This window comes from Streptococcus hongkongensis (assembly GCF_053206145.1).
In genome coordinates, this window is sequence record NZ_JBRUGD010000004.1 from 148,035 (window position 1) to 167,435 (window position 19,401).

Below are 19,401 nucleotides of genomic sequence, written 5' to 3' on the forward strand. Positions count from 1 at the left end.
CTATGTGGATTGAAATTATATTGTTTTTTATAGCAAGTAGATTTTGTTTCTCTAAAAAATGAGTAAACTATCTGCTTCTTTTTTTATGCCCATGCTTTCATCATAAAATTCTTGAGGTAATATCCAAATTCGCCCATTCAGATAATATTTCGCCTGTTTTAGAAGTGGGGAATTCTCTCTAGCATTAACAGTGTAAAGTTGCAACTGTTTCATCGTTTCTTTAATGTAGGTGTAGTCTTCAACCTCAGGATACGGATTATTTGCTAGAAACGACTCAAAGTCTTCCAATCTTGTGATGGAATCTCTATATGGAACTAAAATACTAATCGTGTTATCTTCAATTAAATTAATCTTCTGACCAGCTGTTTTAAAAGCTTGTCGAAGACTTCCTTTAAATTGAAGATCTCCAAAACGATTGTGGTGGCTCAAAAAATCATAGGCAGTCTGATTATCTCCAAGGGGATAGTCCATTTCTTTCTCATTGTTTTCATAATAACGCTTGAAGAACTCATCATTTAAAGCTGACACATCAATTGGTGATGAGTAACGGTATAGAATATCCTCTGTCACCGATTTCTTTTGTTTAATTTCTTTGAGTCTAGAAATATTTTCCTCCTCATTGATTAGATTAACCAGAGTGACTTGACCTGAATTCCGTTTACCCTCACGGTTACAACGACCACTTGCTTGAACAATCGAATCTAAGCCAGCATATGACCTTACAACTTGAGCAAAATCGACATCTACGCCTGCTTCAATTAACTGCGTACTGACACAGATTAAGGGGATACCCTTATTCAATTGCTTCTTAATTTCTGCAATGGTGTCTAAGCGATGTTGTGGACACATATTCGTCGATAACTGATAAAGAGGGCGTTCTGTTTGTTCACTTAATAATTGATACAGTTGATAAACAGCGGGTTTAGTATTTAGTATCACCAATACTGATTCTTCTTGCTCTAACAGGTATTCCGCTATCTCTGACAAACTAGCCTTGCTATTATCTTCCTTTAGCTTTTTAAGCTCTGTCCTTTCAAAAACCGCTCTTTCTTCCTTGGTCAGGGAAACAATGTCTGCCTGCTCTGCCATTTCCCCACCATAAACCAATTGATGTTCCAAACTGTCATAATCGTAAGCTGGCTGGGTTGCCGTACATAATATAATCGTGGTATTCATAACACGACTTATAAAATTCATGGTCAAATTAAAGAGACTTGTCACTTCTAAAGGCAGAGACTGGACTTCATCCAGAATTATGACACTGTTAGCAAGGTTGGAAAATCGTCTAATATTAGCTGATTTGGTTTTAAACAAGGTTTGGAAAAATTGAACCATCGTAGTTAAAACAACAGGACTATCCCAGCTCTCTAACAAATGCTCCTGAATGACTTCATCGCGCGTTTCTTCTTCAAACTCTCTAAGCTCTTTCTCTCTAACAACATTTGAATGATGCTCCAAGACACCATCATTACCTATAATAGTCTTGATATCTTTAGCATTCTGTTCCAAAACTGATAAAAAGGCCGTAACATAGTAAAAGCGTTTTTTATGTTGATAAGCTATCTGTTGTGTGGCATATCGAAGACTTGCTTTAGTCTTACCGGCACCTGTTGGCAGATTCAAACGATAAATCCCAGAAGAATCTATCTGTCCTCTTTCTTTGATTCTCTCAGCGATCATCGTCCTAACCCGATTTAAGTCATTACTTGGTTTGCCAAATTTTTGATAAAGTTCCTCCACTGATTGAAGATAATTGTCACGACGCTCTTGATTTTCTTCTTCATCAGAGGGTGTGATGACTTCCTCGTAAGCATTAATAGTATCCAAAATATCAGCATTTTTTAAAAATGACAAATAGAGACGAACAAAAGCTCCAAGATAAAAATCTTTTTCTGTATCATCTTTATAAGGTATTTTATCTAAAGCATTTTTAAAATTAGTATAGGATTTATCAATTAAATCCTCTAAATAATCAAAGCCATAAGTTGGGAGTTGTAATTCTAAATCGGTTACAAATGGTTGAATGGTTTGATCAAATTCAGCCTTCTCCCAAAACTTTGTAATCCTCTCCATTAAACGATTAAACTGCGAGCGACTCGCTTCTTTATCATATAAGTCATACATGCCATGATGAGCTGAAATCACATAGGCAACAACTTCCGAAAAAACTTGGCAATCCCGCTTAGAAACACCTTTGGACAGTAAGCACTGTTGAATTCTCATCAAGAGATAATAGGCACCTGCTGAAGAATGATCAACATGACGATTAGGATTATTCAACAATTTATCTTGAAAGTTCGGGTGAGCCTTCCCCAAGTCATGAAAAAGGCCTATCAAAAAAAGAACATCTCCTTGATTAATAGCAGCTGCATGCTTCCTAGCATCAATAGCTACATTAAATAGATGTTTCTCTAAAGACTGTTGATTTTGAGTGCTTGCATCATAATGTCCAATAATCATAGTGTTACCTTCTTAATCTTAGATATACTTTTATTTTAACATAAAACGCTTACAAATTGTTTGAGAGATACAAAAAATTTAATTTGTCTACTCTTACTATTGGTAATAATTCAACTACAGTTGCAATAGCTACATAGTCATCTTGACAAAGTGCTAAGCATTTATTATACTTCAAGAAAAACAAAGAAAAGGTAGGAACTCCATGTGACTCTTAAGTTTAGTTTAGTCAACTCTGCTATTTTCATCTGTAGCCGATTAATATGGTTTGGATTAACCCGACAGGCACCGTTTTATGATGGTGAAGGCACACTGATACTTGGTGTTTTCGTCTTTTTTATTTCATATCTTTTGCTTAGATTAAAAAATAAACAAAACAAATGAGATAATAACTAAAAAAGACTTGAACTTCATCTCGTTCAAGTTTTTTTACTTATGTCAATTTTTGATTGCTTTTTAGATAGAAATGTCTGTCTAACTTACGAATAACTAACTGTAGGAAAGTCTCGAAGGCGGGACGGAAATCTATTTTAGGAGGTGATGCCTATGCATTTACTGTCCATAGAAAGGTTTCGTCATGTCAGTTTTTCAAGCATTAATGCTTATGATAAAATTTGGCATTCTTTTATTGACCATAGTTTCTATTTCAAAAAGAAAATAAGTCAGTAAAAACCGCCCTCTTCTACTTTGACCGGTGCTGAGTTACGGTTTTTACTGCTACTTTTATCCGTCCCGTCTTTAAAACGGTCCTACGGGGAGCTACCAAAAGTAGCTCCTTTTGTTTTATTTTACAATAAGCCTATAAAATGTCAATAGAATGACCAACAGAAACTAATCACTTTTTATAATGCAAGGTGAAATTTTGAACTACACATAAAAGATACTTATCCTCAGACTAGAATGCTAAAGATAAGAGTCTTTAATTTACTATTATTTTAAATTGAATAGGTTACACTAAACTAGACAGAATTTATAAAGTGTTCTACACTAAAGAAAATAGGAGAATATTATGTCTAGAAAAATACGCCGCCACTTCACCGATGACTTTAAGCGACAAATCGTTGACCTTCATAAGGCAGGGATGAAACGAAGTGAGCTTATCAAAGACTATGAGTTAACCTCATCAACCTTCGATAAGTGGGTACGTCAGGCAAAAACAACTGGTTCTTTTAAAACTATTGATAATCTTACAGATGAGCAGCGTGAGCTGATTAAACTCCGAAAGCGTAATAAAGAACTCGAGATGCAGTTAGATATCCTAAAGCAAGCGGCGGTGATTATGGCACGAAAAGAGAAGTAATCACTGCTAACAAGGATAAATATAGCATTTCAGCCATGTGTCGTTGGCTGAATATACCACGCTCTAGCTATTATTACAAAGCTGTAGTGCCAGTATCTGAAGTAGAGATTGAAGAGATAATTACGTGCATTTTTCTTGAGAGTAAGTCTAGATACGGAGCTAGGAAAATCAAGAAATGTTTAGAGAATGAAGGCATCCAGCTGTCTCGTCGTCGGATTCGTCGCATCATGGAGAGACTCCACTTGGTATCCGTTTATCAGAAAGTAGCCTTTAAACCGCATTCCAAAGGAAAGAATGAAGCACCCATTCCTAACTACTTACACAGACAATTCAATCAAGAAAGACCACTTGAAGCGATTGTGACCGACTTGACCTATGTCCGTGTTGGTAAGTGCTGGGCTTATGTTTGCTTGATTATTGACCTCTTCAATCGTGAAATCATCGGTCTGTCAGTTGGTTGGCACAAGACTGCTGAACTCGTTAAACAAGCTATTCAAAGCATCCCCTACGCTCTGACCAAAGTTAAGGTCTTCCATTCTGATCGTGGGAAGGAGTTTGATAATCAGCTGATTGATGACATCTTGCAGGCCTTTGGAATCACCCGCTCTCTCAGTCAAGCAGGTTGTCCTTATGACAATGCCGTAGCTGAGAGCACCTATCGCGCTTTCAAAATTGAATTTATTCATCAAGAAACCTTTCAGTCACTGGAAGAATTAGTCCTTAAAACGAAAGATTATGTCCACTGGTGGAATTAGCATCGCATTCATGGCAGTCTCAGCTACCAGACACCCATGGCCAAAAGATTAACGGTCTAATAAAAACACTTTATAAATGTTGTACAGAAAACTGTTGCCTTTTCAAATCTTCAAAATTCTATCTGAGACAAGGCAGCCCAACGCAGTTACAGTTAAATCAGTTAAAATCAGTTCGGTACAACAAAGAGCCCTTTGCCTTAGACTGATGGTCTAGGCACAGAGCTCTGCGAAAGTAGTGGATGATTTTAAGATTTAACAAGTTTCTCCATCTCTTCAATACGAGCAAGAGTGGCATCGTACTTAGCCTGATAATCCGCCTGCTTGTCGCGTTCTTTTTGAACGACATCTGGTTTGGCGTTGGCGACGAAGCGTTCGTTGCTTAGTTTTTTACCAACCATGTCTAGTTCTTTTTGCCATTTGGCTAATTCTTTGTCTAGACGAGCTAGTTCTTCTTCGACGTTGAGCAAGTCAGCTAGTGGCAAGTAAATTTCTGCCCCTGTGATGATGCTTGTCATAGCCAATTCAGGTGCTTCGATGTCAGATGAAATGACTAATTTCTCTGGGTTCGTGAAGCGGTTGATGTAATTGGTGTTGTCCGTGAAGAAGTTTTCTAATTCTTTGTCAGACGTTTTAATCATGATGGTGATAGCCTTGCTTGGTGCAACGTTCACTTCAGCACGCGCATTCCGAACCGCACGGATCAAGTCTTTGAGACTTTCCACCCCATTGTGCGCAGCTTCATTCTCAAAAGCAGGGTTAACCACTGGATAAGCAGCTGTTACAATTGATCCTTCTGCAATTTGTCCGAAAATTTCTTCCGTCACAAATGGCATAATTGGGTGAAGAAGACGTAAGATTTTGTCCAAAGTATAGAGTAGGACAGAACGGGTCATCGCTTTCTCGGCTTCATTTTCGGAATAGAGGACTTCCTTAGTCAATTCGACATACCAGTTGGCGAACTCTTCCCAAATGAAATTGTAGAGGATATGACCTGCAACACCGAATTCGAACTTGTCAAAGTTCTCCGTAACTTTGACGATAGTCTCATTGAGGTTGTGAAGAATCCATCTATCCGTCACATTACCCGCTTCAGACTTAGCAATCTTAACCACATTGCTCTCCGCTTCTTCTAAGGTCAATCCTTCGTTGTTCATAAGGATATAACGGGAAATGTTCCAAATCTTGTTAATGAAGTTCCAGCTGGCATCCATTTTTTCATAAGAGAAACGAACGTCCTGGCCTGGAGCAGAGCCGTTTGACAAGAACCAACGAAGAGCGTCGGCACCGTATTTTTCAATAACATCCATTGGGTCAATACCGTTACCCAATGATTTAGACATTTTGCGTCCTTCTTCGTCACGGATAAGTCCATGGATAAGGACGTTTTGGAATGGGCGTTGATTAGTGAATTCCAATGATTGGAAAATCATCCGTGATACCCAGAAGAAGATGATGTCATAACCTGTTACTAATGTTGACGTTGGGAAGTAACGTTTGAAATCTTCAGCATCTGTATCCGGCCAGCCCATGGTTGAAAATGGCCAGAGGGCTGATGAGAACCAGGTATCAAGAACGTCTTCGTCTTGTTTCCAGCCGTCTCCTTCTGGTGCTTCTTCTCCTACATAGATGTCGCCTTCAGTATTGTACCAAGCTGGGATTTGGTGACCCCACCATAGTTGACGTGAGATAACCCAGTCATGGACATTTTCCATCCAGCTCATGAATGTATCATTAAAACGTGGTGGGTAGAACTCAACTTTATCTTCTGTTTCTTGGTTAGCAATGGCATTTTTTGCCAATTGATCCATTTTAACAAACCATTGTGTTGATAAACGTGGCTCAACTACAGCACCTGAACGCTCTGAGTGACCAACTGAGTGGACACGTTCTTCAATTTTAACAAGGGCACCAAGTTCTCTTAATTTTTCAACTGTTGCTTTGCGAGCGTCAAAACGGTCCATGCCAGCAAACTCGCCTGCAAGCTCATTCATTGTGCCGTCATCGTTCATCACGTTAACTTGTGGTAAGTTTTGGCGTTGACCTACTAAGAAGTCGTTCGGATCATGGGCAGGTGTGATTTTAACAACCCCAGTTCCGAATTCAGGGTCGGCATGTTCATCGGCCACGATTGGGATAGGCTTATTCACAATTGGTAAGATAACGTTTTTGCCGATCAACTCCTTGTAACGAGGATCTTCTGGGTTGACAGCTACAGCCACATCACCAAACATGGTTTCTGGGCGGGTAGTTGCCACTTCTAAACCGCGCGAGCCATCTTCCAGCATATAAGTCATGTGGTAAAAGGCACCTTGCACGTCTTTATGGATAACTTCGATGTCGGAAAGAGCTGTGCGGGCAGCTGGATCCCAGTTAATGATGAACTCGCCACGGTAAATCCAGCCTTTTTTGTAGAGGTCAACGAAGACCTTACGAACGGCTTTGGATAAACCATCATCCAGGGTGAAGCGTTCGCGGGAATAATCCACTGAGATCCCCATCTTGCCCCATTGTCCCTTGATCGTTGATGCGTATTCATCCTTCCAATCCCAAACTTTTTCCAGGAATTTTTCTCGGCCAAGATCGTAGCGAGTAATGCCTTGCTCGCGCAGACGTTCTTCTACTTTAGCCTGAGTTGCAATCCCCGCATGGTCCATCCCTGGTAACCAAAGGGTATCAAAACCTTGCATCCTTTTTTGACGGATGATGATATCTTGAAGGGTTGTATCCCAAGCGTGTCCTAGGTGAAGTTTCCCAGTAACATTTGGTGGTGGAATAACGATTGAGTAGGGTTTAGCTGTTTTGTCGCCTGACGGCTTGAAAACATCTTGGGCAAGCCAAGTTTGATAACGCCCAGCTTCAACTTCCGCTGGGTTGTATTTTGGTGATAATTCTTTAGACATATAAGTCCTTTCTTGAGTTATTAATCCGGTTCTTGTCCGTCGTGGGCTGGCCATTGATAGTCTTCTAGTTTGAAGTCTGTAAAAGTTGCTCTAAAGCTTGAGTCTTCTGGGATGCAGGCATAGATGCCAAATTGGACTGGGCCTTTGGCTTTGCTCATATGGCAAATGCGCAATTGTTTGAAGGTCACACTGTCTTGTGAACATTCCAATTTGAAGTCATCTTGGCAACGGCTGAGTCGCTACCATATTTCCTTGATGAAAGCATCAATTTCTGTTTGAACTTCCTCTCACTCACTTTTGAGTAGTCCGAATCTGAGATCATCGGTCCGTTGCCCGCTAGTAGTTGACTTTTACTTATTTTTTATCAACCTTAAAAATAATACCATTATCTTTTAACTTTTCAACGGTAACTTTTCCTATTCCTTTGATTGAAAGAATCTCTTTTTCAGTGTATTTTTTAAAATCTGTTACTGATTCTATACCAAACTCAGCCAAGTATCGTATCATATCAAAGCGAATTCCTTTTAATTTGGGTTGACTCATCAGCTCTAGTATCTTTTGCCACTGTAATACATTTCGACCAATTTGTGTTCTTTCAACTGACCGAGCTGATTTAGACTCAAAATAATGCTCTATATAGGTTTGAAGCGCAATGTTTTCTTCAATATAATCCAATGCTGGGAGAAGATAGGCTCTTAAGGCATCTGCGGAATATGGGAGATAGGCATCTTCATAATCAATTTCAAAAATATCATCAACCCAGTCAGGATTAGCAAGAAACTCAAAAGCTTCATCATTCATTTTGAATAGATATGATAAACGTTTTTCTGCATCTTCATGGTGATGTGAGAGAATGTCAGCCATTACCATGTAAATAAGTGGTCCATCCTTTGAGAGCACACTTGCTGATTCACTCTTCATAAATCGCTGATATAAAAGAGACATCTTTTGAAATTGACCTGTCTCAAGATAAGATGCAAATGCTAGTGATAAAAAGTTTGGCGTAAAACTGTTTAATGGATGCCTTAATATCTCTTCTACTAATTCTACGGCAAGGAAGGTATTCCCAGAATGTAGGTAGAAGTCAATTGCAAAACAAAAACAAACCCAGTATGGTCTAGCTGTTATCAAACGATAGTCAGAATAATCTTCACTTTTCCATAAGAGTAAGGTTTCAGCTACAAATTCATGCAAACGTTCATAGTAGTCAAAATCAGCTGGATCAGTGTCTTCAATTAACAACTGTAACTTAGCGTCATAAGAATGAGGATTCTCTTTTAATATTTCCCTAAAAAGTTTTCGACGTTTAGTACTATTTAGAGAGTCGAGTGCTTCCAATAGCAATTGGTATTCTTTTAGAAATACAAAAGTACCGTTACTCAAAGATTGCGTGAGGTTATCAACGTCTTCTTGAGCTGGATAGTCATTATCAAACTCTGCATAAAATTGACGTAATGCTAAAAATTGACGATCATAAGCATTTAATAGTCTTCTTTCAACAATGCGTGGTTTAGTTATTTGTTTATCTAATTCCTGACCGAACTGGCTCATATCCGTTGTTATTTCTAATTTTTGCTTACGCTTTAATTCTTTTTTGCGATTTTTTTTAGCCATATAACAATCTCCATTTTGATTTGATGATTTATTTTCAAAAAATAACTTCTAATACTTGCCAGCTTTCAATCACGACTCGTCATCAAAGACCTCATAAGATTTTGGTTGGAAGGTCCAGACTAGGTGTGATGTCTTAAAAATTTTCATGTCACATCTCCTCCCATTCACTTTTAAGTAGTCCGTACCTGAGATCGTCGGTACGTCTGCCATCAACTGCTTTGTAGCCTCGTAGTCTTGCTTCCAAGGTAAACCCTAACTTTTCAGCCACACGCTGACTTTTCTGATTGAAGCCAAAACAGCCAATTTCAATTTTATAGAGGTCTAATACAGTGAATCCCAGTTCAATGATTGCTGAAGCCGCCTCCGGCACAATGCCTTGCCCCCAAAAATCAGGATGCAGCAAATAGCCCATTTCATAGACACCTTCCGAGTGGCAACGATTGAAATCAATAGAACCAATAACGCGGTTTTCACCTTTCAAGGTAATTCCATAGCCAATCGGCATGTTGTGCATGGCCTGGTTGTTTGGATAAACCGTCTCCAGATAAGTGATTTCATCCTCTAAAGTTTTGACAGCTGGAAATCCTGCAGGCTCAGAAACCTCAGGCCGTTTTGCATAGTCAAAGATAGCTACCGCATCGTCCAAGGTTCTGGTCCTAAGAATAAGGCGCTCCGTCTCCAAAGTTGGCAGAACATTATTTTCAAAAGATCCTAAAATTTTCATAAACCACCATCTTAATCTTTTAAGGGAACATTATTTTTTTCAAGGACATTTAATGTCGATTTCCCAATACCTTCAAGTGCTAGTAGGTCGTCTTTTGACCACTCTTGAAAATCTTCAAGTGATCTAATCTCATTATCAAATAAAATTTTAAGGCGGTTTTCGCTGATACCTTTTAATTCTTTGAGAGATTGGAACTCATTAAAATGAAAATACGAATCCGGTCTATTCATTTCCTCGGTAGTCGCCATCTGACTAATTTGTTGAATGATATGTTGTCTCTGTAACAGGAAGGGAGCCATATAGAAGATTCCATCAAACATTGTGAAATTCTCTGGAAAATAACTTGAAAATTCAAGTTCATCTAATGGCATGGTCACCCATGCACCAAGTTGAAATAATATGCCTGTTTCAGGATATAAACTATAAATTTCTTCAAATATTTCTTCTGCTAAACTTGTTTCGCCTTTCAACAAAGCAGCAATCAAATAATGAAGCCGCTCAAAATCTGCCATTTGACCTATATGACGTTGGTAACTACATTGCCTTTCAATGAAGTCAAAATCAAAAACCATATTTTTGACAGAATAGAGCAGATAGACAAAATCCTTAGGCATTTCTTGAATACCTTTACTTATCATGAAATCCAAGAGTTCATTTGCTAGCCCTAAATAACCCAATTCAGTCAATTTCATAATTGATTGCAACAGAACTTCCAAAGGAATAGTAGGCACTCCATTAGACCAATCAGGACAATTCTCAATAACCCACTCTTTTTTTGCTTGAGTAACTAATTCAAGTAATGTAGCCAGATAATCTAAATCAGATTCATCTTCTTCTCGCATAAAGAGTTCAAATTTTGCACCTAAATGGTCCTCATCAATAGCTAAAATATTATTTAAATCAAAAGTTGATACCTTTCCTGACATCATAAGTTTCAGGAATTTCTGATCTGCCTTTTGCTTTTTTGCTTCCCCATTTTTACTTCTTACTGGAGATTTTAGACTTCTCAAATGATTTTTCTTATTTTTCATAACTCACCTAACTTTCTGGATCGATTGCTTTGATTACTTTAGCAGGGACACCACCAACAACAGTATAGGCTAGCACGTCCTTGGTGACAACTGCTCTCGCTGCTATGACAGGCCAATCACCGACCGTCACACCAGGCAAAATGGTTACGTTTGAACCTACCCAGACCTTTTGACCAATGTCAATTGGAGCATAGAATTTTTTCTGGTCGCGACTGGGTTCCAAAGCATGATTGACTGTAGCCATAACCACATTATGACCAATCAGCGTACCGCGTCCAATCGTGATACCACCTTGGTCTTGAAAATGACAGCCAGAATTCACGAAGACATCCTCACCAAAGCCAAGATTTTTCCCAAAATCAGTATAAAAGGGTGGGAAGAGTCGCAGACTCTCTGGAACCGTCTCCCCAGTCCATTGCGACAATAAATCACGTAATTCATGTGGCTGATGATAAGAATTGTTAATAGCCATTGTTAAAGCAATCGCTTCTTCAAATAATTTGCTATCCTTAAAACTTGTATATTTCGGCTTTATTCCCATAACATGTTTCTCCAACTATAGAAAAATCCCCGCCTAGCATAGCTAGACAGGGACGAATGTTATAATCCGCGGTACCACCCAATTTCAACTGACAACCAGTTGCAACTTTGTTTTCAATTGTTGACCTCAGCAACATCCTTTTAATCATTGTACGGATTTCTCAACACCACCGCTCTCTGGAACAACTACCTTTAAAAGACCTCTGATTGCTACTATTCTAACAGATTTAAAAAGGATAAGCAATTACTATTGGTTTATTTTTTTAATTTTACACCATTTTCAAGGAGTTTCTCAACAGTTGCTGGACCGATACCTTTTAAAGCCAATAGTTCTTTTTCAGTCCATTGACTAAAAGTATCAACTGAGTGAATACCTTGCGTATATAAGGTTTCAACAAGATCTGAGCGAATACCAGCTAACTGCTCTTGTGCTGCAAACTGTTCAAGTGAATCCTTAGCGTCCTGTGTTTTTAAGTCATCGAATTTCTGAGTCCCTTTTGCCACTAAGTCTTTACCTGTTGTGATAGTCTCGTCCACAAATGATTCAACTTTTTCCACAGTGTAATCAATGACCTGACTGGCTTTAGACAGAAGTCCTTTACGTTTCATTGATAATTTTAATAATTTTTTACGTTTATGTTGCTTTGCCATATGTTTTTCCTCTTAACCCTTAATAATGTCTTACACCAAATAAATCATCTGGTATATCGTGGAAATTCTTACCTTGTTTGTAATTGTCGAATTTTCCTTGTAAAAATAGATAAGCATCCAACTTACTTTCGTAGCGAATGAAGGCATCCTTGGCGCGCTCATCTCCATCTTCTTGAGCAATTTGTCGACTAGTTGTCATTGCCAGTTGATTCATTTGAATTTGCGTCGCAACCCATTCTTCAAAATCTCTTAGAAATTCTTTTTCGTAAGCCATACCTACTGCCTCTTTCTCATATTATCCCAATCATTATATCATAGCCTTCACTATTATGCTATCTTATCTCAATTTTTACCTAGAAAAAGATAGGATGCTATGTTATAATAGGTAAGTTACATAGGATGCTATGAAAAAGGATGGAAACAAATGAAAGATGAACATATCGGAGTTTTAATAAAAATGGCTAGTTTAGAGTTTGATCGTCAGGCAAACCATTTACTCCTTAAAGAAAATATTACACCTAGTCAATTTAAAATTCTAAAATACCTCACATTACGCCCTCAGGCCACAGTTAGACAAATTGATTTAGAATCATTCTTTGGTATGACAAATCCAACAGTCACTGGCATCATTCAAAATCTTGAGAAAAAGGGCCTCATCACTAGACAAGACCATCCTTTGGATAAACGATCAAAAGTTCTTCTCCTAACGGAGTCTGCCTTAGCCATGCATGACAAGATTATTGGCATCAGTAATAGAATTGAAGCAAATTTTACAAAAAATCTCCAAGAAGAAGACACTAAACTTCTCAAACCACTCCTCATTAAATTATTAAATACAGCAAACAACAAATCAAACAAAGGAGGACTTAATGCAAGCCAACAAATTTCAGACTGAATCTATCTCAAAATTGTTATTTGCCATGGCCATGCCAGCTATCACTGCAAACTTGGTCAGTTCACTTTATAATATTGTCGATCAAATTTACATCGGCCACGGTATTGGTTATTTAGGAAATGCAGCGACCAGTGTTGCCTTTCCATTAACCATTCTTTGTTTAGCTTTTGGTTTAACATTTGGTTTAGGTGGCGCCGCAAACTTCAATTTATCCTTAGGACGAGGCCATATTGATCAAGCAAGTAAGTTTGTCGGCAATGCTATTACCCTATCATTAACAGTAGGGACTATTGCCGGAGTTTTGGTTATCCTCTTTATTAAACCGCTTCTTCTATTATTTGGAGCTACTGATACCATTATGACTTTGGCCCAAGATTTTACTGCCATGTCAGCCTTTGGTATTCCATTTTTATTATTCACGCTCAGTGTAAATCCACTGGTACGCGCTGACGGGAGTTCAACCTACTCTATGATGGCAATCATTTTGGGGGCCATTTTAAATGCCATCTTAGTTCCTATTTTTCTTTTCCATTTTCATTGGGGAATTAAAGGTGCTGGATTGGCCACATTAATTAGTCAAATGGCGTCCGCCATCTACATGGGGCTATATTTTAGAAACTTTAAATCTATTCCACTCAAAGCCAATGACTTCAAGTTGCATAAAGACAGCGTAAATCAAATTTTAAAAGTTGGTTCCTCTTCATTTATTTTCCAATCCTCAATGCTTGTTGTTCAGGTTGTTACTAATAATATGCTGCGCAAATTCGGCGCCGAATCGATTTATGGTGCAGATATATCAATTGCCGTTGCAGGAATTGTCATGAAAATCAATGCCCTGTTTGTATCCATTATTATTGGACTTGTACAAGGTGCCCAACCCATTATTGGTTATAACTATGGCGCTAAAGATTTCAAACGTGTCACTGAGACGACATCATTATTATTAAAAACAGCAAGCATCATCTCAATCGTCGCCTTTCTTTGCTTTGAACTATTCACAAGACAATTTCTTCAGCTTTTTGGAACAGGGTCTGAGCGTTATTATGAATTTGGAATGATGTACTTACGTATCTTCTTATTTTTTGTATTTGTAAATGGGGTACAAATTGCTTCAACAACCTTCTTCCAAGCCATTGGAAAATCTGGCATCGGTGCCTTTTTATCATTAACAAAACAGGTTATCTTCCTCCTACCATTACTCTTCATTCTTCCTCATTTTATGGGCGTTGACGGGGTTATGTACGCAGGTCCAATATCCGATTTGATTGCCTTTATTTCTGCTCTATATTTCTTGAAACGTGAATTCAAACGAATGCCTCACGACCTCAGAGCTGATGGTATGTAAAAAGCTAAAGAAACAGTCTTTAGCTTTTTTTAGTTACTGCTAGTTTACCACCGACTGGTAAATCATATACACGGTCCGGATTGACAATGTCTTTTCGCAATTGATCAGGATTGCCATTAAAAACTGCCCAATCAAAGGCATCAACAGATCCCCAATAGATACAAACTAGATCAGCATTGGGATAGGTCCTAGCTTCCAAAAGCGCATTGTCATAACCAATATGCCATTCATTATCAGAGAAATCAAAGAAAATAACATCAGGATTATCCATCTCCAAATGTTCAGGTAAGAGACGTGAATCGCTAGGCAACCAAAGTTTCCCATCAAGGGTCTCAATCCAGTAACCCACGTATTCTTCCTCCCTCCACTCACGGAAATTGTACTTTTCTTTCTCACTTTGCCAATTATGTTTGGTCGGGGTAGGCGTTATCTTAATTCCATTAACCTCAAAAACCTCCCCAACGGCGTGTTCTTGTGTCTCAAACCCTTTTTCTTTCATGACGTCTGCGACATAAGCTGGCGCGTGAAAGCTCTTCGTTTGTCCTTTGATAGCTTCCAAAGTATCAAAAGACAAATGGTCATTATCGATATGCGAAATGAGCAGAGCATCGACCCGAGGAATATCCCAAGAAGCAATCGGCATATCTATTAGAAGAGGCATATCAAAGCTATCTAAAATTGGGTCAATCAAAATAATGGTACCACGACTATTAATCAATAGTGATGCATTACCTAACCAATAGACATCCGTCCCTGAAATGGCATCAAAGGCAGATGCATCAAGTGTTATGGTTTTTTCTGGCATGGCTTGACCAGTTTGACTAAATTGAATTGACATAAGATTCCTCCAATAAATCACCTTTTTTTACTCAGACTAATGATCTCATAAGGCGTGTCACCACGACCCCGATTAACTTTAGACACACTGAAAAACATGACAAAAAGGTAGACAAAATAAAAGCAATTGATGTTAGTAAATAAAATTAAAATCGCACGATGAACATCTTGATTGGTTTATGGATTACCACCAAAACTGGTAAGTTCATTACTCTAACCCTACTTTACCATAGGAAAGGTTAAAATAGCGACATAAAACCTTGAAATAGTATTCTCATTTCATAAAGAGACCATTTCCCATCGTTTTGTGAAATAGGATTGCAAAAGTATACAAAAAGAACTTGCGTCCAAGGACAAGATATAGTATCATAAATAGGTAGCCGCTATAGTTAAATGGTATAATAAAGCAATGGTAATGCTTCGTTCCGAGTTCGATTCTCGGTGGTGGCATCAATAATATTAATGAAACCTTATTGTTATAGGGTTTCTTTTGTTTTTGTTCTTAAATTGTTCTTGATGACTATTTTAAAAACCTTCTTTATTATTAAGAATTTTTAAAAGCTGATTATTTTCCTTTTCTTCCACTTCCAGAAGCAAATGACCATATGTTTCTATTAATTATTTGATATCTTTTTCATCATCAAGAAAAGCTTTCACACTATAAAGATCATTTGTCCTAACACAAATACCTTTTAATTTTGATTCTACTAAATGTTAAAATTCTTCATCAGAAATAGATGATTTATTTTTTTATTTCAAAAGGAATACTCTAAGTTTTAACAGATTGAATCAAAAACATTTTTACTGCTGTACTCATATCTAAGTATCCTAAAGATTGAAATAGTTCTGTGGCATCATCTTTTAACTGATCATCAACTCTTACTGCTACTGTTGACATAATATCACCCTAATCTATTTTTGTATAGCTATTGTATAACCAATAACTCTACTACGCAAATAAAAACAGTCAATTTTATATCAATTACTCTATAAAATATGCTATATCATATTATGCAACAGTAAAAAGTAAAATTATACCTAAATTTATCTATTTAGCCTATACTATTTTTACCACAAAAAGGGAATGTAAAATATTTGGTAAATTCTACTTGATTACTGCTACTTTCAAAACTAAAACATAATCTACTGGCTTTAGAGTTCTATAGTGGGTAGTTAAGTAAAAAAACTAAAAAGATTGGATAATTTCCAATCTTTTTTAAAGTATAAACTTGATTTTTCCACTTAGGTATTCAATTTTTTGAAGAGAGAGAAAACAAATATCTAGAGAAAAAACAGGAAAAATTTTATGACATTTTTGGTCAAAAGATTAATCCTCCTTTTTCTTAGGAATAGCTATTAAGCCAACAGATGCAATAATTGATAAAGTCGCAATATTGAAGAATGGATTTACATTCTCACCAGTTGTTGGTAAACTATTTTCTTTATCACTATCTTTAACAATATTTGATAAAGGTTTTATTGTCTGATTTTTGCCTACTTGATTATTTTTGTTCGTACCCGCTTGTGTTGGATTTTCAACAACCGCGATAGATACTGGCAATTTGTCCACTGAACCATCTGGATAGGTGACAACGACTACAGCATCTTTGGTACCTGCTGTACTTGTATCCACTGGTGTTTCATAACTTACTGTTGTACCTGTTGGTAATTCTGGTAGGTTGGCAATCGAATCTTCTACCTTAGGTGTTTCTCCTACTTTTACAGTTTGATCCTGTGCAACTGGTGTGTTCGTATCTGCTTGTGTTGATGTTACTGTAATTTTTGCTTCAACTACATCTGTTGTTCCATCTAGATATGTTACAGTTACTGGAATTGTGTTTGTTCCTGCTAATACATCTGTTCCAGGTTTAGCCGTAATTGTTCCTGTAGTAAGATCAATTGTTGCCCATATTGGTAAACTTGGTGACGTAAACTGTATTCCAACTGGTGGTGTTACTACCGCCCCCGTCGAATCTGTTAACGTTGGGGTTATTGTAGCTGTATCCCCTGATTTAACAGTTGTATCTGTATAGGTTGGTTGATATAAATTAGCTTCTGAAGTTGAAGTCGACATTGATGTTGATACGGATGTTGAGTCACTTATCGATGTTGAAGTCGATACGGATGTTGAATCACTTATCGATGTTGAAGCTGATACTGACGTTGAGGCACTTATCGACGTTGAGCCTGATACTGACATCGAAGCACTTATCGATGTTGAGCCTGACACTGACATCGAAGCACTTAATGACGCTGAGACTGATACTGACATCGAAGCACTTAATGACGCTGAGACTGATACTGACATCGAAGCACTTAATGACGCTGAGACTGATACTGACATCGAAGCACTTAATGACGCTGAGCCTGATACTGATGTCGAAGCACTTAATGACGCTGAGCCTGATACTGACGTTGACTCACTTATCGATGTTGATGTCGATACGGATGTTGAGTCGCTTTGCGACGTTGATGTCGATACGGACGTTGAGGCACTTATCGACGTTGAGCCTGATACTGATGTCGAAGCACTTTGTGACATTGATGTCGATACAGATGTTGAAGCGCTTTGCGACGTTGATGTCGATACGGACGTTGAGGCACTTATCGACGTTGAGCCTGATACTGATGTTGAAGCGCTTTGTGACGTTGAGCCTGATACTGATGTCGAAGCACTTTGTGACATTGATGTCGATACAGATATCGAATCGCTTTGCGACGTTGATGTCGATACTGATGTCGAAGCGCTTTGCGACGTTGATGTCGATACGGACGTTGAGGCACTTATCGACGTTGAGCCTGACACTGACATCGAAGCACTTATCGACGTTGAGCCTGATACTGACATCGAAGCACTTAATGACGCTGAGCCTGATACTGACATCGAAGCGTTTTGCGACGTTGATGTCGATACGGATGTTGAGTCACTTATTGATGTTGAGCCTGACTCTGATGTCGAATCACTTTGTGACATTGATGTCGATACGGATGTAGAATCACTTATCGATGTTGAGCCTGATACTGACGTCGAAGCACTTTGTGACGTTGATGTCGATACGGACGTTGAGTCACTTATTGATGTTGAAGCTGATACGGACTTTGAGTCACTTATTGATGTTGAGCCTGATACTGATGTCGAAGCGCTTTGTGACATTGATGTCGAATCGCTTTGCGACGTTGAAGCCGATATGGACGTTGAGTCACTTATCGATGTTGAAGCTGATACGGATGTTGAGTCACTTATCGACGTTGAGACTGACTCTGACATCGAAGCACTTAATGACGTTGAGCCTAATACTGACGCCGAATCACTTATCGATGTTGAAGCTGATACGGACGTTGAGTCACTTATCGATGTTGAGCCTGACTCTGACGCCGAAGCTCTTTGCGACATTGATGTCGATACAGACGTTGAGTCACTTATCGATGTTGAAGCTGATACGGACATTGAGTCGCTTTGCGACGTTGAGCCTAATACTGACATCGAAGCACTTAATGACGCTGAGCCTGATACTGACATCGAAGCACTTATCGATGTTGAGCCTGATACTGACGCCGAATCACTTATCGATGTTGAGCCTGACACTGACATCGAAGCACTTAATGACGCTGAGCCTGATACTGACATCGAAGCACTTATCGATGTTGAGCCTGATACTGACGTTGAGGCACTTATCGATGTTGAAGTCGATACGGATGTTGAGTCGCTTTGCGACGTTGATGTCGATACGGACGTTGAGGCACTTATCGACGTTGAGCCTGATACTGATGTCGAAGCACTTTGCGACGTTGAGCTTGATACAGATGTCGAATCGCTTTGCGACGTTGATGTCGATACGGATGTTGAGTCGCTTTGCGACGTTGATGTCGATACGGATGTCGAAGCGCTTTGCGACATTGATGTTGATACGGACGTTGAATCACTTATCGACGTTGAGCCTGATACTGACGTTGAGGCACTTATCGACGTTGAGCCTGATACTGATGTCGATGCGCTTTGTGACGTTGAGCCTGATACTGATGTCGAAGCACTTTGTGACATTGATGTCGATACGGATGTCGATGCGCTTTGCGACATTGATGTTGATACGGACGTTGAAGCACTTTGTGACGCTGAGCCTGATACTGACGTTGAGGCACTTATCGACGTTGAGCCTGATACTGATGTCGATACACTTTGTGACATTGATGTCGATACAGATGTCGAAGCACTTTGTGACATTGATGTCGATACAGATGTCGAAGCGCTTTGCGACGTTGATGCCGATACGGACGTTGAGTCACTTATCGACGTTGATGCCGATACGGACGTTGAGTCACTTATCGACGTTGAGCCTGATACTGACGTTGAG

Annotated in this window: 14 protein-coding genes, 1 tRNA gene and 3 pseudogenes; 6 read left to right on the forward strand and 12 right to left on the reverse strand. The window is 38.7% G+C overall.

What is annotated here, in order from left to right:
- Positions 1-51 precede the first annotated feature (51 nt).
- Positions 52-2,460, reverse strand: coding sequence for a CRISPR-associated helicase/endonuclease Cas3 (locus ACVRZD_RS03775; protein WP_037625305.1), 2,409 nt, complete (start codon positions 2,458-2,460; stop codon positions 52-54).
- 574 nt (positions 2,461-3,034) lie between these two features.
- Between ACVRZD_RS03775 and ACVRZD_RS03780 the strand changes: the two genes are divergently transcribed.
- Together ACVRZD_RS03780 and ACVRZD_RS03785 are read left to right on the forward strand one after the other, a co-directional pair.
- Positions 3,035-3,118, forward strand: a complete 84-nt coding sequence (locus ACVRZD_RS03780; RefSeq protein ID WP_447450284.1) for a putative holin-like toxin — start codon at positions 3,035-3,037, stop codon at positions 3,116-3,118.
- A 348-nt stretch (positions 3,119-3,466) separates the two neighbouring features.
- A protein-coding gene (locus ACVRZD_RS03785; RefSeq protein ID WP_155274938.1) for an IS3 family transposase occupies positions 3,467-4,512 on the forward strand; the annotation gives its coding sequence in 2 pieces (ribosomal slippage) (positions 3,467-3,743 and positions 3,743-4,512; 1,047 coding nt in all).
- Positions 4,513-4,757: 245 nt separating this feature from the next.
- Here the strand turns inward: ACVRZD_RS03785 and ACVRZD_RS03790 are convergent.
- The 8 genes and pseudogenes from ACVRZD_RS03790 to ACVRZD_RS03825 form a co-directional block, all read right to left on the reverse strand.
- Positions 4,758-7,412 carry a valine--tRNA ligase gene (locus ACVRZD_RS03790; RefSeq protein WP_037625301.1) on the reverse strand — a complete coding sequence of 885 codons (2,655 nt, stop codon included), beginning with the start codon at positions 7,410-7,412 and terminating at the stop codon, positions 4,758-4,760.
- 20 nt (positions 7,413-7,432) lie between these two features.
- Positions 7,433-7,687: pseudogene (locus ACVRZD_RS03795) on the reverse strand (DUF1349 domain-containing protein); the annotation flags it as partial.
- 79 nt (positions 7,688-7,766) lie between these two features.
- The gene (locus ACVRZD_RS03800; RefSeq protein WP_037625299.1) at positions 7,767-9,026 is read right to left on the reverse strand and encodes a helix-hairpin-helix domain-containing protein; all 1,260 of its coding nucleotides are present in this window, start codon (positions 9,024-9,026) and stop codon (positions 7,767-7,769) included.
- 148 nt (positions 9,027-9,174) lie between these two features.
- Positions 9,175-9,750: a GNAT family N-acetyltransferase gene (locus ACVRZD_RS03805; protein ID WP_037625297.1), complete on the reverse strand. Its 576-nt coding sequence runs from the start codon at positions 9,748-9,750 to the stop codon at positions 9,175-9,177.
- 11 nt (positions 9,751-9,761) lie between these two features.
- The gene (locus ACVRZD_RS03810) at positions 9,762-10,781 is read right to left on the reverse strand and encodes a helix-hairpin-helix domain-containing protein (RefSeq protein ID WP_052128120.1); all 1,020 of its coding nucleotides are present in this window, start codon (positions 10,779-10,781) and stop codon (positions 9,762-9,764) included.
- Between the two features lie 7 nt (positions 10,782-10,788).
- Complete coding sequence (locus ACVRZD_RS03815; protein WP_037625294.1) at positions 10,789-11,322, reverse strand: DapH/DapD/GlmU-related protein; 534 nt, start codon at positions 11,320-11,322, stop codon at positions 10,789-10,791.
- 254 nt (positions 11,323-11,576) lie between these two features.
- Positions 11,577-11,972 carry a helix-hairpin-helix domain-containing protein gene (locus ACVRZD_RS03820; protein WP_037625291.1) on the reverse strand — a complete coding sequence of 132 codons (396 nt, stop codon included), beginning with the start codon at positions 11,970-11,972 and terminating at the stop codon, positions 11,577-11,579.
- 19 nt (positions 11,973-11,991) lie between these two features.
- Complete coding sequence (locus ACVRZD_RS03825; RefSeq protein WP_037625289.1) at positions 11,992-12,246, reverse strand: DUF1912 family protein; 255 nt, start codon at positions 12,244-12,246, stop codon at positions 11,992-11,994.
- Between the two features lie 150 nt (positions 12,247-12,396).
- Here ACVRZD_RS03825 and ACVRZD_RS03830 point away from each other — a divergent pair, with 150 nt between their 5' ends.
- The gene (locus tag ACVRZD_RS03830) at positions 12,397-12,867 is read left to right on the forward strand and encodes a MarR family winged helix-turn-helix transcriptional regulator (protein ID WP_037625287.1); all 471 of its coding nucleotides are present in this window, start codon (positions 12,397-12,399) and stop codon (positions 12,865-12,867) included.
- Positions 12,842-14,212, forward strand: a complete 1,371-nt coding sequence (locus tag ACVRZD_RS03835) for an MATE family efflux transporter (protein WP_447450281.1) — start codon at positions 12,842-12,844, stop codon at positions 14,210-14,212. Before ACVRZD_RS03830 ends, ACVRZD_RS03835 begins: the two co-directional genes overlap by 26 nt.
- 19 nt (positions 14,213-14,231) lie before the next feature.
- Here the strand turns inward: ACVRZD_RS03835 and ACVRZD_RS03840 are convergent, their stop codons facing one another.
- Entirely contained in the window at positions 14,232-15,050 is an 819-nt protein-coding gene (locus tag ACVRZD_RS03840; RefSeq protein WP_447450282.1) for an MBL fold metallo-hydrolase, read from the reverse strand.
- A 378-nt stretch (positions 15,051-15,428) separates the two neighbouring features.
- Between ACVRZD_RS03840 and ACVRZD_RS03845 the strand changes: the two genes are divergently transcribed.
- Positions 15,429-15,499 (forward strand) — tRNA-Thr (locus tag ACVRZD_RS03845).
- 322 nt (positions 15,500-15,821) lie between these two features.
- On the opposite strand, the pseudogene ACVRZD_RS03850 reads toward ACVRZD_RS03845, so the two are convergent.
- Both ACVRZD_RS03850 and ACVRZD_RS03855 read right to left on the reverse strand, forming a co-directional pair.
- Positions 15,822-15,947, reverse strand: a pseudogene (locus tag ACVRZD_RS03850) (type II toxin-antitoxin system RelB/DinJ family antitoxin); the annotation flags it as partial.
- 429 nt (positions 15,948-16,376) lie between these two features.
- Entirely contained in the window at positions 16,377-18,317 is a 1,941-nt protein-coding gene (locus tag ACVRZD_RS03855) for a Rib/alpha-like domain-containing protein (protein WP_447450283.1), read from the reverse strand.
- Between ACVRZD_RS03855 and ACVRZD_RS03860 the strand changes: the two are divergent.
- Positions 18,238-19,401, forward strand: a pseudogene (locus ACVRZD_RS03860) (hypothetical protein); the annotation flags it as partial. The gene ACVRZD_RS03855 and the pseudogene ACVRZD_RS03860 sit on opposite strands and share 80 nt — an antisense overlap.